Consider the following 13,690-nt stretch of genomic DNA (forward strand, 5'->3'; position numbering starts at 1 on the left):
GAACACACGACCTCGCACCAGGACAGCAGACTGATTACGACACTCAATCGAGTGATCGGGGGACAGGAGTGCGTTGCTGCGGATCATAGAAAAACTGCTCCTCGGCAATACGCTCACCCTCCCAACGCTGGTGGGCGATTTCCTCCATGCGGGTCACGCTGCCGTCGGCCCACTCGAAGCGGAAAATCCAGCGAATGGCTACATGATCGCCATTGAGAAAGGCCGGGCGTACGCAAGTCGAGCTCATGGAGCGCACCCTGGACATCATCGCCCGCTCCTTGGCGACATGAAAGTCACGCCCGACTCGCGGCGGCTCCTGGTTCTCTTGCAGGGAAGCATCGGCGGTGTAGAAGGCTTCGACCGCTTCGGCGTGGGCATTGGCCTCGACCTGGGCGATAAAGCGTTCGAGGGTTTCAAGGCTCGGCATGGTCAGCTCCTGGCTGGGGTGATCGGCATTCATCACCCCAGCGAGGCTAAGGTCGGCGACCGGCGATGGAAAGGTCCATTCCGACCGATCTGTGCGGTACCAATCAGCTAACGCCGCCAGACCACACAGCCCAGTGCACTCAGGGCTATCGCCAGGCCGGCCAGGGAATACACCCAACTGGCCGAGGCCACCGGCAACAGCACCCCTGCCAGCAACGGTCCGACACCGGCACCGATATCGCGCCACACCGCATTCGACGCCAGGGCCTGGACCCGTCCGCCCCCCGGATTGCGCTCGGCCACCAGGGTCACCACCAGCGGCAGTTGCAACGCCCGCAGAATCAGCACGGCGCCGGCACCAAGGATCAGCCAGTGGCTGCCGAAAGCGGCCAGGGCCAGGCCGCTGAGGATCGAGAACAGCAGCAACATGCGCACCACGCCATAACTGTCGGCCAGGCGACCGCCCACAGGACTGAGGAACATTTCCGAGGCATAACGCAAGGCCATCAATAGCCCGGCAATGATCACCGCATTGCCACCCAATACCGCGGAGGCCTGCAAAGACAAACCGAAGATAAACAGCCCATCCAGCGCCACGCCCTCGACAAAGGACCATATCGCCACGCTGTCCGGCCGCTTGAAGCGCCGCCCGGAAGGTGCTGCCAGTTCATGCCCCACCGTCGGCAGCCCACGCGCCACCAACAGCCCGATCAGCGATGCGCCGGATAGCAGCAGGAAAATCAGCCGCGGCCCGAAGTGCAGGCTCAACCAGCCACCCACGGCCAGCGCGAGCATCGGGCCGATGGCGATCACTCCCCGTGAACGCCCCGCCCGGCGCGCGGCACCACTGGGTTCCAGGGTCGCCAGCACCTGGGTGGACAGGTTCATCGCGGCAAAGGCCAGGCCCCAGACCAGGCGCAGCAGCAATAACCAGCCGAAGCCGGAAATCAGCGAGTTGCCCACGGCACAGAACGCACTGCCCCCGGCTGCCAGCATCAGGGTCGAGCGGTCGCCGTGGCGGGCGTAATAACGCAGCACATAGCTGTAGCCGAAGATCCGCACCAGTCGGTTGGCCGCCAGCAACACCCCGGCCTGGGCCAGGGTCACGCCAAAGGCCTGGGTGTTCATCGGCAGCAACAGGTAAAGCAGTACGTCGCTGGGCAGGCACAGGGCCAGGACGGTGGCGGAACGGCGGGAGGCGGAATCGGTCGGGTGAGCAGCCACGGCAGGCATCTGGGACGGGTCTCCGCAGGGGGAAGAAGCCCAGCAGCATGCCGGGTTGAAACAATCGCTGACAATATTTTTGTGCAATCTGTTTGCGGTGTTGCTGGAGCAACAGCGCTTCAACAGAGTGTTCACAAGACAACACCCATCCGTACTGCCCCTCCCAACGGTCTGAACGCTCGACTGCAGGAGCTGGCTTGCTGGCGATAGCGACCGATCAGACGCCGCAAGCCTCGCTAGCCCCATCGCCGGCAAGCCAGCGCCTGCAAGTCCGCATTCCAGGCAACTGGCACAGAGCCTGCATTATTCCTTTTAAGCAGTTCATCGGAGTCATGACTGCTTATTCCGAAATAAGCACCGCAGTCCCTCTCCCTGGAGCACCCGATGAAATCCCTCAATCCGATCACCCAGGTCGCCCGCCTGCTGGCCGCCGCCGCGGCGCTGGCGCTGGGCCTGCAACCCCTGGCCCAGGCCGCCGAAACCGTCCCGGCCGAAGTCCACCTGGACTATGCCTACTACTCCCCCGTCAGCCTGGTGCTCAAGCATTTCGGCTGGCTGGAAAAAGCCCTGCCCCAGACCAAGGTCACCTGGGTCTTCAGCCAGGGCAGCAACCGTTCCCTGGAATACCTGAACAGCGGCGGCGTCGACTTTGCCTCCTCGGCCAGTCTGGCGGCGGTGCTCAGCCGCGCCAACGGCAGTCCGATCAAATCGGTCTATGTCTACAGCCGCGCCGAATGGACCGCGCTGCTGGTGCGCAAGGACTCGCCCTACAAGACCCTCGCCGACCTCAAGGGCAAGAAGATCGCCGCCACCAAGGGCACCGACCCGTATCTCTTCACCTTGCGCAGCCTGCAACAGGCCGGCCTGAGCAAGGACGACGTGGAACTGGTCCACCTGCAACACCCGGACGGTCGCACCGCCCTGGAAAAAGGTGATGTCGACGCCTGGGCCGGGCTCGACCCGCACATGGCCGCCAGCCAGATCCAGGCCGGCTCCCGCCTGCTCTATCGCAATCCCGCCTTCAACAGCTACGGCGTGATCAGCGTCACCGAGACCTACGCCAAGGAACATCCGAAAGCCATTGAAACGGTGTTAGCCGCCTATGAAAAAGCCCGTGACTGGGCACTGCACAATCCCCAGGAACTGGCCCAATTGCTGGCGACCGAATCCGGCCTGCCGCTGGACGTCGCCCAATTGCAACTGTCACGTACCGACCTGAGCAATGCCCGCCTCGGCCCGCCAGACCTGGTGTCGTCAAAAGCGGCGGCGCCGATCCTGGTCTCCGAGGAACTGGTGCGCCGTGGCGTCAACGTCGATCAAGTGATCGACCAGTTGATCGACACCCGCTTCAACAACGCCGCTGTCGCCCAGCAGTGAATCGCCTCGCCCAGGGTCCGCGTCAGGAGTGCCCATGACCAGCAAGAGCAAATCCCTCCCCGCGCTCCTCCCGATATCCGCGCGCGGCCCCCTGCGCGCGCGCCGCTGGAAACGCAATCTCAAGGGCCTGGCCGTGCCGGTGGCGATTATTGTCGTGCTGGAAGTGGTGGTACGGGTCGGCTGGATACCGTCCTACCAGATGCCGGCGCCTAGCGAAATCGTCCTGACCCTGCGGGACCTGGCCGAAGGCGCCTTGTGGAAACATATCAGCGCCAGCCTGCTGCGGGTATTGCTCGGCTTTGCCATCGGCACCAGCCTGGCCCTGGTGTTTGCCGCCTGGGTCGGCTTGAGCCGGGAAGCCGAAGCCTACCTGGAGCCCACCTTCGCCGGCTTGCGCTCGATCCCGAGCCTGGCCTGGGTGCCGCTGCTGTTGTTGTGGCTGGGCATCGACGAAACCTCGAAAATCGTGCTGATTGCCATCGGTGCGTTTTTCCCGGTGTACCTCAATGGCGTGGCGGCCATTCGCGACATCGACCGCAAGCTGGTGGAAGTCGGGCAAATGCTCGGATTCAGTCGTTATCGCCTGGTCCGTCGCATCCTCCTGCCCGCCGCCCTGCCCGGCCTGTTCACCGGTCTGCGCAGCGGCATGAGCCTGGCCTGGATGTTTCTGGTGGCGGCCGAGCTGATCGCCGCGACCAAGGGCCTGGGCTATCTGCTCAGTGATGGTCGGGAAACCTCACGGCCGGATATCGTGCTGGCGGCCATCATCGTCCTGGCGGTGCTGGGCAAATTGAGCGACGGCGTACTGGCGGGCCTGGAAAGACGCTTCCTGGCCTGGCGCGATACCTTCACAGGCGAAGACGCGGAGCGACGGACATGAGCGAGACCTTGTTGCACATTCATGTGGAACGCAAGACGTTCGCCCGGCACAGGGTGCTGGAACACCTGAGCCTTGAGCTGGCGGCCGGGGAAACCGTGAGCCTGCTGGGCCCCAGCGGCTGCGGCAAAAGCACCTTGTTGCGGATCGTCGCCGGGCTGGAGAAGGACTTTCAAGGCACGCTGCAACAACACACCGCGGAGATCGCCTTCGTGTTCCAGGAACCCCGGCTGATGCCCTGGCTGACGGTGGAACAGAACATCGGTTTCAGCGAAGACGACCACTACGACCGGGCCTGGGTCGCGCAACTGATCGAGGAAGTCGGACTCGGCGGTTTCGCCCAGGCGCTGCCCAAGGCCCTCTCCGGCGGCATGGCCCAGCGCGTGGCGATTGCCCGGGGATTGTATTCCAAACCACGGATCCTGCTGCTCGACGAACCCTTCAGCGCGGTGGATGCCTTCACCCGGATGAAACTGCAGGATCTGTTGTTGCAACTGGCCGACCGCCACGCCATCGCCCTGTTGCTGGTGACCCACGATATCGACGAGGCGCTGTACCTGAGTGACCGGGTATTGGTCATGGGCAACCGTCCCGGCTCGATTCGTCAGGAACTGTCGGTGAAGCTGGCCCACCCCCGTGATCGACGGACGCCATTGCTGGCAGAGCTCAAGGCCCGTGCCCTGACCGAGCTGCAGCAGGCCCATGTGATCTAGCCCAATGGGCTATCAATGATAGGGCCTCGGGTGCCAGAGAACAGCAAGTTACTGCCCTTACTGTCCGGCCTTAATATCCAACGGATATAAACTTCGCTCTTTTTAAACCTGTCACTTTTGACAGTAGACGGCCAACCTCTATCGGCACTAACTTGCTCAGGGTCGGATAACCGACCCTACTTCTTATTATGCCTATAAAAGGACATTGCCATGGAACCCTCCATTCTCTATCTTCCCAAAAAAGGACATTCCCCCCAGCACGCTGGCAGATTCGTCTGGCGCATTGATAACGGGCCAGAGACTTACGCAGAAAGAACGAGTTTCGGCTTGGGCGAGTTCCCCCCTGGTTCGGGTCAGAGGTACTGGGCGCTTTCCGGCTCGACGGGAACACCCGAACAAGAAAACTACTTCTACTTCCAAATCATCATCGACTACCAACGAGGCCCTTTCGAGAATATAACGCTCAAGTTGGGTGATCATAAGTTGCTATCGATGGGCCATACCTATTCGATTCCTGCGCCGGAAGGTTTTTATGGCGTCCAGACGGTTGCAGCCGACGCCGGAGAAACGACACTGTCTCTCGATCTGGAAACAGGGACGATCGACGGTCGATTTGAAAGTGTCTATCGAGCGTTGCGCCTGGCTCCAAAAGGGCACTTCAGGATGACAAGAGATAATCTGCAAGTATGAACGAGCACATCAGCAAGCACCGTTGATCAAGAGCTCCCCGGCCAAAAAAAGCGGGCTCGACTTACTCCCGGAACGGAGTGCCCGCCCTTTCGTTTCGCTCATTTGTATCGACCTACTTACAATCACCCTACCCCCCACGGGCTAAACAAGCACCTCCTCTGGCACTTTCCGACAAATCGACGGAAGATCGACTTCACCGATCCAGTCCCGTCGTCCAAACCTTTTGGCGGATCAACCGTCAATAAAGCCCCGAAAGCGGGCGCTTCTTGGTATCGTGTGCGCCGATTTAAATAGCCACCTATACATTTTCTCTCTTAGCAGCTCCGTTCATATTCAATTTTCTTTGCACAACACAGGTTCCTCATGACCGATCCCATTCATATCAAGGATCACGAGAACGAAAAGCGCCTGGTCAACAAGCGCTTGCTGGCCTGCGGCATCCTGGTCCTGGGGCTGGCCGGCAGCCTGGTCGCCCGCCTGTATTTCCTCCAGGTGACCGAGTTTTCCTATAACTCCACCGTCTCGGAAAACAACCGCGTCCACGTCCTGCCGATCCCGCCGGAACGCGGGTTCATCCTCGATCGCAACGGCCAGGTGCTTGCCGACAACCAGCCCAGCTTCAACATGACCCTGACCCGCGAACGCGCCGGTGATGTCGGCCAAGTGCTGGACACGGTGATGAACGTGCTCAACCTGCCGGAAGAAGACCGGTCGATGTTCACCAAGGTCCTCAAGCAGTCGCGCCACCCGTTCGAGCCGGTGACCCTGCTCTATGAACTGACCGAACAGCAGATCGCCCTGCTGGCGGTAAACGAGTTCAAGCTGCCGGGCATCGAGGTCGAGCCGCAGTTTGTCCGTCATTACCCGTTGGGCGATCACTTCGCCCATTCGGTGGGTTACGTCGGGCGGATCAACGAAAAGGAAAGCAAGCAACTGGACCCGGTGGAATACCGGGGCACCCAGTCCATCGGCAAGACCGGCATCGAGCGGTTCTACGAAAACGAACTTCACGGCCATGTCGGCTACGAGGAAGTCGAGACCAACGCCCAGGGCCGGGTGATGCGGGTGCTCAAGCACACCGATCCGATTCCCGGCAAGAACATCGTCCTGAGCCTCGATATCAATCTGCAGGAAGCCGCCGAGAAGGCCCTCGGAGACCGTCGTGGCGCAGTGGTCGCCATCGATCCGAAGACCGGCGAAGTGCTGGCGATGGTCAGCAAACCGAGCTTCGATCCGAACCTGTTCGTCACCGGAATCCGCGCCAAGGACTATTCGGCCCTGCGCGATTCCCTCGACCGTCCGCTGTTCAACCGCGCCCTGCGCGGGCTCTACGCGCCGGGCTCGACCATCAAGCCGGAAGTGGCCATCGCCGGCCTGGACAGCGGGGTTATCTCCCCCAGCACCCGGGTGTTCGACCCCGGTTACTTCCAGTTGCCCAATGTCGAGCACAAATACCGCAACTGGAACCACAGCGGCGACGGTTGGGTCGACCTGAACGCGGCGATCATGCGTTCCAACGACACCTACTTCTATGACCTGGCGAGCAAGCTGGGCATCGACCGCCTGCACGATTACCTGAACAAGTTCGGCGTCGGCCAGAAGGTCTCCCTGGACATGTTCGAGGAATCGCCAGGGCTGATGCCGTCACGCGAGTGGAAACGCACGACCCGGCGCCAGGCCTGGTTCCCCGGCGAGACGGTGATCCTCGGCATCGGCCAGGGCTATATGCAGGTCACGCCGCTGCAACTGGCCCAGGCCACGACCCTGATCGCCAACAAGGGCGTGTGGAATCGTCCGCACCTGGCCCGGAGCATCGGCCAGGTGCCGCCGGTGGACCAGAATCCGATTCCCAATATCGTGCTGCATGACCCCCGGCAGTGGGAACAGGTCAACTACGCCATGCAGTTGGTGATGCACGATCCGCGCGGTATCGCCCGGGCGGCGGCGGTGGGTGCGCAGTATCGCATTGCCGGCAAGAGCGGCACGGCGCAGGTGGTGGCGATCAAGCAGGGGGAGCGTTATGACCGCTTGAAGACCTCGGAGCGTAATCGCGACAACGCCTTGTTCGTCGGTTTTGCCCCGGCGGAAGATCCGCAGATCGTGATTTCGGTGATGATCGAGAACGGCGAGGCCGGTGGCCGGGTCGCCGGGCCCGTGGTACGGGAGATTCTTGATGCCTGGCTGCTGGACAAGGATGGCAAGCTCAAGCCGGAGTATGCGCGGCCGCTCAAGCCCCATGAGGATCCCAAGGTTTAGTTGAGACTACTGGCCTCTTCGCGGGCAAGCTCCGCTCCCACACTGTTCGAGTCGAACTCAAATAATGCGTACGACACAGAACCTGTGGGAGCGGAGCTTGTCGGGACGCCGCACCGCCGCGAAGAGGCCCTTGAGAACACCTCTACTCATCAGGCCGCAGCCCCCCGCCGATAAAACGCCAACACCCCACCCAAGGTCATCAACAACCCACCCGTCACCCGGTTGAATGCCCGCAGATGCCCGCCCTGCAAGCGACTCAACAAGCGCGCCCCGCACAACGCGTAAAACAACATGATGCTGACATTGAGCAAGGTCAGCACCATGGCCAGCAGCGCATATTGCGGCAACTGCGGCTGTGTACTGTCGATAAATTGCGGCAGGAACGCCGACATGAACAGCAGCGCCTTGGGATTGGTCAGCGCCACCACGAAACAGCGCATGAACAAGCCGACGGAGCGCTTCGAACCCTGCTCAACCGGCAGTTCGGCCAGGGTCCCGGTCGAACGAAACATCTTCCAGCCCAGCCAGACCAGATATGCCGCCCCCAGCCACTTCACTGCCTGGAACAACGTCTCGCTGGCCTGCAGCAAAATCCCCAGGCCACAGGCCACCGCCGTCACCAGCAGCGCATCGGCCAACACCGCCCCGCCCATGCCCCAGGCCGCCGCCCGCACACCGTGGTTGGAACCGTTGTGCAAAGCCAGCAGCACCGTCGGGCCGGGCATGGCGATGATCGCCGCCGAGCTGATCAGGAACAGGAGCAACGTTGCCAGCGTCATGAAGGTCGCCTTGAAAATGAAAAATAAGCGTCATTCTGCGGCCAGCCCCGCCGCGCTTCAACCGCCGATACGCCAGCCCGTCGTTTGCGCTGGACGCGACTAAGCTGTTTCGTGATAAAACAGGCTCAAGCACTGAAGCGTTTCAGCGTCCTTTCCATCAGACAGGGTGATCGCCCCATGACCGACCAGAAGCTGCTCGACTCACTGTTTCCCGCCGCCGCGGACATCCCGGAAAAGTACCGATTCGAAGGCCAGCTGGAGCAACGCGAATACCTGGTCGACGGCACCTTGCGCACGTGGGACGGCCCGCTGGCCCAGGTGCGTAGCCCGGTGTACCTCGCCACCGCCCACGGTGATGAGCAGGTGATCCTCGGCAGCACGCCGCTGCTGGATGCCGAGACCGCCCTCACCGCCCTCGACGCCGCGGTTCACGCCTATGACCGCGGCCAGGGCGAATGGCCGACAATGCGCGTGGCCGAGCGCATCCAGCATGTCGAAACCTTTCTGCGGCGCATGCGCGTACAGCGCGAAGCAGTGGTCAAGCTGCTGATGTGGGAGATCGGCAAGAACCTCAAGGATTCCGAGAAGGAATTCGACCGCACCTGCGACTACATCGTCGACACCATCAATGCGCTGAAAGAACTCGACCGCCGTTCCAGCCGCTTCGAGCTGGAGCAGGACACCCTCGGTCAGATCCGCCGCGTGCCCATGGGCGTGGCCCTGTGCATGGGCCCCTACAACTACCCACTGAACGAAACCTTCACCACCCTGATCCCGGCACTGATCATGGGCAACACCGTGGTGTTCAAGCCGGCCAAGCTCGGCGTGCTGCTGATTCGCCCGCTGCTGGAGGCCTTCCGCGACAGCTTCCCGGCCGGGGTGATCAACGTGATCTATGGCAGCGGCCGGGAAACCGTCAGTGCGCTGATGGCCAGCGGCAAGATCGATATCTTCGCCTTTATCGGCACCAACAAGGCCGCCAGCGACCTGAAGAAACTCCATCCCAAGCCCCACCGCCTGCGTGCGGCCCTGGGCCTGGATGCGAAAAACCCGGCCATCGTGCTGCCCGAGGTCGACCTGGACAACGCGGTCAACGAATGCGTCACCGGCTCATTGTCGTTCAACGGCCAACGCTGCACCGCGCTGAAGATCCTGTTCGTGCACGAGGACGTGGTCGAAGGTTTTATCGAGAAATTCAACCGCAAGGTGCAAAGCCTGGTGCCGGGCATGCCCTGGGACAATGGCGTGGCGCTGACGCCCCTGCCGGAAGCCGGCAAGATCGAGTACCTCAAGGCCCTGGTCGCCGACGCCCAGGACAAGGGCGCCAGGGTGATCAATCCCAATGGCGGCCAGACCCGCGCCTCGTTCTTCTATCCGGCGGTGCTCTACCCGGTGAACGCGGGAATGCGCGTGTATCAGGAAGAACAGTTCGGCCCGGTGGTGCCCATCGTGCCCTACCGGGACCTGGAAACCGTGATCGACTATGTGCTGGAGTCGGATTTCGGCCAGCAGTTGAGCATTTTCGGCACCGATCCCGCCCAGGTCGGTCGGCTGGTGGACACCTTCGCCAACCAGGTCGGACGGATCAATATCAATGCCCAGTGCCAACGCGGCCCGGACACCTACCCGTTCAACGGACGCAAGAACTCGGCCGAAGGAACGCTCTCGGTGCACGATGCCTTGCGGGTGTTTTCGATCCGCACCCTGGTGGCCACCAAATTCCAGGACAGCAACAAGGCGCTGATCAGCGATATCATCCATAACCGCGAGTCGACCTTCCTGACCACCGATTACATCTTCTGACGCCACCCGGGCGGCGCGGCCTGGAAACCGGTCCCCCCGTAGGAACCGGCTTGCTGGCTCCTACAGGGGCGCAATGGCACGGGATTTTCATGCCTGGGCTAGGGCTGCCGAGCGCTCTGATCTATCATTGCTCCTCAGGCTGCCCGGGCCCGCCATTATTTTCATAAGAAATCCATGCCACGCATCGACCTCCGCCGATTGATCCTGTTGCTGTCGCTTTCCGCCGTCACCCTGACGGCCGGCAATCTTTTCTTCGCCAGCTACCAGACCCAGCGCAACTTCCTGATGGAACAGACCCTGGAAGCCAATCGGATCTATGCCCTGAAGCTGGCCAACACCACCAACAACTTCCTCAAGTCGACCCAGCAGCAACTGGCCTTCAGCAGCGAACTGCTCCCCGCGATCTGGGACCAGCCGGACCAACTGTGGCAGGAAGCGCACCGACTGCGCCGCCAGACCGGCAGCTTCAACTCGGTGATCGTCATCCGCGCGGACGGCAAGATCATCGCCTCCTCGCCCACCTCGATGAACCTGACCGGCACCTTTTCCGCAAGCGAAGGCTTTCGCCAGGCCAGCCTGGCGCGCCAACCCTATATTTCCAGCCCCTATGTCGGGGCCAACAATCACCTGATGATCCAGATCTCGCATCCGATCTTCGACGCTGATGGCAACTACCTCGGCTACCTGGGCGCCGGTATCTACCTCAACGAACCGAACATCCTCCACTCACTGCTGGGCGAACAATACTACCGTGACGGCTCCTACCTCTATGTGGTCGACCCCCAGGGCCAGTTGATCTATCACCAGGACCCGGCGCGGGTCGGCGACGTGATCAAGGGCAACCCGGCCATCGACGCGGTGATCGCCGGCGAAACCGGCAGCCTGAGATTGAAAAACTCCAAGGGCGTCGACATGCTCACCGGCTATGCCCCGGTGCCGCGGATCGGCTGGGGCGTGATCAGCCAGCGGCCTACCGCCATCACTCTGGAAGGCCTGCAGCGGTTGATGCTGGAAGTCGCCGGTTACGCCGTGCCGCTGTTGCTCCTGTCGTTGCTGGGTATCTGGTGGATTTCGACACTGATCAGCAAACCGCTCTGGCAACTGGCCAATACCACGCAGTATTGGGGTTCATCTACCGCCGCCCAGTCGGTGAGCAAGGTGCGGGCCTGGTACTACGAAGCCGCCCAGCTGAAGAACACCATGCAGAAAGCGTTGATGTCACTGCACCAGCAGTTGGGCAAGCTCAACCAGGAAAGCGTCACCGACCCTCTGACCAGCCTGACCAACCGCCGTGGCCTGCAATTGATCCTCGACGACTGGGAAAGCCGCCGCCAGCCGTTCTCTCTGATCGCCCTGGATATCGACCACTTCAAGCAGGTCAACGACAGCTATGGGCACAGCGCCGGCGACCTGGTGCTGCAACACCTGGCCCAGCAGATCCGCCGCCACTCCCGGGAAAGCGACGTGCTCTGCCGCCAGGGTGGCGAGGAGTTCCTTATGCTGCTGCCCTCCACGCCACTGGCCCAGGCGGCCCTGGTGGCCGAGCGTTTGCGGGCGACGATGGCCTATACCGAAAGCCCGAACGGCATCCCGGTGACCATCTCCCTGGGCGTGGCCGGCTGGCCCCAGGGCGGGCAGACCGTGAGCCAGGTGCTCCAGGCGGCGGACCAGGCCCTCTATCGGGCCAAGGATAGCGGGCGCAACCGAGTGGTGCGCAGCGATGACGAGATCCCACCGGATATGCCGAACAGTTAGACTGACGCCCCCTGGCGACACGCATCGGACCGCCGTCCCAGGCCACGAACACCCGACGCTTTCGGGGATTTCTTTCGAGTTTGACCACCAGCATGACCTTCAACTTCGACACGCTGATCGACCGCCGCGACACTGGCAGCACCAAGTGGAGCCGCTACCCGGCCGACGTCCTGCCCATGTGGGTGGCCGATATGGACCTGCCAGTGGCGGACGCGATCACCGCAGCCCTGCACAAACGCCTGGAACACCCGCAACTGGGTTACAGCGTGGCCCAGGACGCCCTGCGCCTGGCCATCGTCGCCGACCTCCGGGCCAAGTACGCCTGGTACGTGGAGCCCCAGGAGCTGATTTTCCTCCCAGGGGTCGAACCGGGTTTCAACATGGCGCTGCGCGCGTTTGTGCAACCGGGCCAGAACGTCGTGGTGCAGACGCCCAACTACCGCCCGCTGCGCCTGGCGCCGGGTCACTGGAACCTGCCGAAAGTCGAGCTGGCGTTCGAGCGCGATGTCCAGGGTGACTATGTCACGCCCTTCGGTGCCCTGCGTACCGCCTTGCAAGGCGGCGGCGCGCTGCTGCTGAGCAACCCGCACAACCCGCTGGGCAAGGTCTTCCCCCGGGAAGAACTGCAACAGGTGGCGGATATCTGCCTGGAACAGGGCGCGCTGATTATCAGCGACGAGATCCATGCCGACCTCTGCTTCGATGGCCGTCGTCATGTACCGATCGCCTCCCTGAGCCCGGAGATCGCCAGGCGCACCATCACCCTGATGTCGGCGAGCAAGGCCTATAACATCGCCGGGCTGAAGACGGCTTACGCCATTGTCCAGGATCCGGCGGTACGCGAGCGCTTCAACGCGGCACGCGGGGGGATGGTCGACAGCGTCAATGCCCTGGGGCTGGAAGCCACCTGCACGGCCTACACCGAGTGCGGGCCGTGGCTCGCTGGCCTGGTGCAATACCTGCAGGCCAACCGCGACTACCTGCAACACGCGGTGGAAACCCGGTTGCCGGGTGTGGTCCTGCACCCGGCTCAAGGGACTTACCTGGCCTGGCTCGATTGCAGCGCGTTGGGGCTTGCGGACCCATACCGGTTTTTCCTCGAAGAGGCCAAGGTGGGGTTGAGCGCGGGGATCGAGTTTGGCGACAACGCGCAGCAGTTCGTGCGCTTGAACTTCGGTTGCCCGAGGGCCTTGCTGGAGGAAGGCATCAGCCGGATGGAGCAGAGTTTGCGTCGGCGCTGAAAGCGCGATGCCGGCCAACTACGGAAATGGGCTCTTGAAGACACCACACAACCTGTAGGAGCCGGCTTGCTGGCGATGCGATCCGATGGTCGACATCGCCGTCGCCTGGAATACCGCCATCGCCAGCAAGCCGGCTCCTACAGGGACCGTGTTCAGACCTGGCTGAACGGGGTCAGGCGTGTTTTTTCAGGCGCGGTTTGGCCGCCTTGGGAAAATACGGTGGCTTGACCAGCAGCGTCGGCGCGGGCCTCACGGACTTGACCTCAGCCGCCTCGACCGGCACCTCCCCACCAAACTCCGCCACATAGGCCGTCTGGCCGCAACGCAGCCGATTGTTGATCGGAAACTCATCCCCGTTGTCGTAAATGTACGCATCCTTCATAGCCATCTCCTCATCAACATAATTGATCCCCACCGGCAAATCCCCGGCGGCTTCAAAAATATTGAGCGTAGTCGACCGGCAGCGACACGCAGCCCCTGGGGCAAGGTTCCGACGAATGACCACCCGGTCACGAAACTTTCATTTTCCTGGCCGGGCCTTTCACGCCG

The 13,690-nt window shown here is 62.3% G+C and carries 12 protein-coding genes; 8 read left to right on the plus strand and 4 right to left on the minus strand.

Annotated features, from left to right (window positions below):
- Window positions 1-43: 43 nt before the first annotated feature.
- Window positions 44-427 carry a nuclear transport factor 2 family protein gene (locus tag M5C01_RS25590; RefSeq protein ID WP_152741381.1) on the minus strand — a complete coding sequence of 128 codons (384 nt, stop codon included), beginning with the start codon at window positions 425-427 and terminating at the stop codon, window positions 44-46.
- A gap of 107 nt (window positions 428-534) precedes the next feature.
- Window positions 535-1,659 (minus strand): MFS transporter, encoded by a 1,125-nt coding sequence (locus M5C01_RS25595; RefSeq protein WP_152741382.1) that lies wholly within the window; start codon window positions 1,657-1,659, stop codon window positions 535-537.
- A gap of 375 nt (window positions 1,660-2,034) precedes the next feature.
- Here M5C01_RS25595 and M5C01_RS25600 point away from each other — a divergent pair, with 375 nt between their 5' ends.
- The 5 genes from M5C01_RS25600 (at window position 2,035) to mrdA (ending at window position 7,563) form a co-directional block, all read left to right on the plus strand.
- Complete coding sequence (locus tag M5C01_RS25600; RefSeq protein WP_152741383.1) at window positions 2,035-3,027, plus strand: aliphatic sulfonate ABC transporter substrate-binding protein; 993 nt, start codon at window positions 2,035-2,037, stop codon at window positions 3,025-3,027.
- A 34-nt stretch (window positions 3,028-3,061) separates the two neighbouring features.
- On the plus strand, window positions 3,062-3,907 hold the full coding sequence (locus M5C01_RS25605) for an ABC transporter permease (RefSeq protein WP_152741384.1): 846 nt from the start codon (window positions 3,062-3,064) through the stop codon (window positions 3,905-3,907).
- A complete protein-coding gene (locus M5C01_RS25610) occupies window positions 3,904-4,617 on the plus strand; it encodes an ABC transporter ATP-binding protein (protein WP_152741385.1) in 714 nt (237 codons plus the stop codon). Before M5C01_RS25605 ends, M5C01_RS25610 begins: the two co-directional genes overlap by 4 nt.
- A gap of 210 nt (window positions 4,618-4,827) precedes the next feature.
- Entirely contained in the window at window positions 4,828-5,307 is a 480-nt protein-coding gene (locus M5C01_RS25615) for a hypothetical protein (protein ID WP_152741386.1), read from the plus strand.
- Between the two features lie 363 nt (window positions 5,308-5,670).
- A complete protein-coding gene (gene mrdA / locus M5C01_RS25620; RefSeq protein ID WP_152741387.1) occupies window positions 5,671-7,563 on the plus strand; it encodes a penicillin-binding protein 2 in 1,893 nt (630 codons plus the stop codon).
- A gap of 149 nt (window positions 7,564-7,712) precedes the next feature.
- On the opposite strand, the gene M5C01_RS25625 is transcribed toward mrdA, so the two are convergent.
- The gene (locus tag M5C01_RS25625; RefSeq protein WP_103495097.1) at window positions 7,713-8,342 is read right to left on the minus strand and encodes a LysE family translocator; all 630 of its coding nucleotides are present in this window, start codon (window positions 8,340-8,342) and stop codon (window positions 7,713-7,715) included.
- A 177-nt stretch (window positions 8,343-8,519) separates the two neighbouring features.
- Between M5C01_RS25625 and M5C01_RS25630 the strand changes: the two genes are divergently transcribed.
- From M5C01_RS25630 to M5C01_RS25640, 3 genes are all read left to right on the plus strand, one after another.
- Window positions 8,520-10,145, plus strand: coding sequence for an NADP-dependent glyceraldehyde-3-phosphate dehydrogenase (locus M5C01_RS25630; protein WP_152741388.1), 1,626 nt, complete (start codon window positions 8,520-8,522; stop codon window positions 10,143-10,145).
- Between the two features lie 174 nt (window positions 10,146-10,319).
- Window positions 10,320-11,900 (plus strand): sensor domain-containing diguanylate cyclase, encoded by a 1,581-nt coding sequence (locus M5C01_RS25635; RefSeq protein ID WP_152741389.1) that lies wholly within the window; start codon window positions 10,320-10,322, stop codon window positions 11,898-11,900.
- Between the two features lie 92 nt (window positions 11,901-11,992).
- Window positions 11,993-13,141 (plus strand): PatB family C-S lyase, encoded by a 1,149-nt coding sequence (locus M5C01_RS25640; protein ID WP_152741390.1) that lies wholly within the window; start codon window positions 11,993-11,995, stop codon window positions 13,139-13,141.
- Window positions 13,142-13,313: 172 nt separating this feature from the next.
- On the opposite strand, the gene M5C01_RS25645 is transcribed toward M5C01_RS25640, so the two are convergent.
- A complete protein-coding gene (locus M5C01_RS25645) occupies window positions 13,314-13,523 on the minus strand; it encodes a hypothetical protein (RefSeq protein ID WP_103495101.1) in 210 nt (69 codons plus the stop codon).
- Window positions 13,524-13,690 lie beyond the last annotated feature (167 nt).

Origin of the sequence: Pseudomonas sp. MWU12-2319, from assembly GCF_023242525.1 — a bacterium.
In the GTDB taxonomy this organism is placed as follows: domain Bacteria; phylum Pseudomonadota; class Gammaproteobacteria; order Pseudomonadales; family Pseudomonadaceae; genus Aquipseudomonas; species Aquipseudomonas gingeri_D.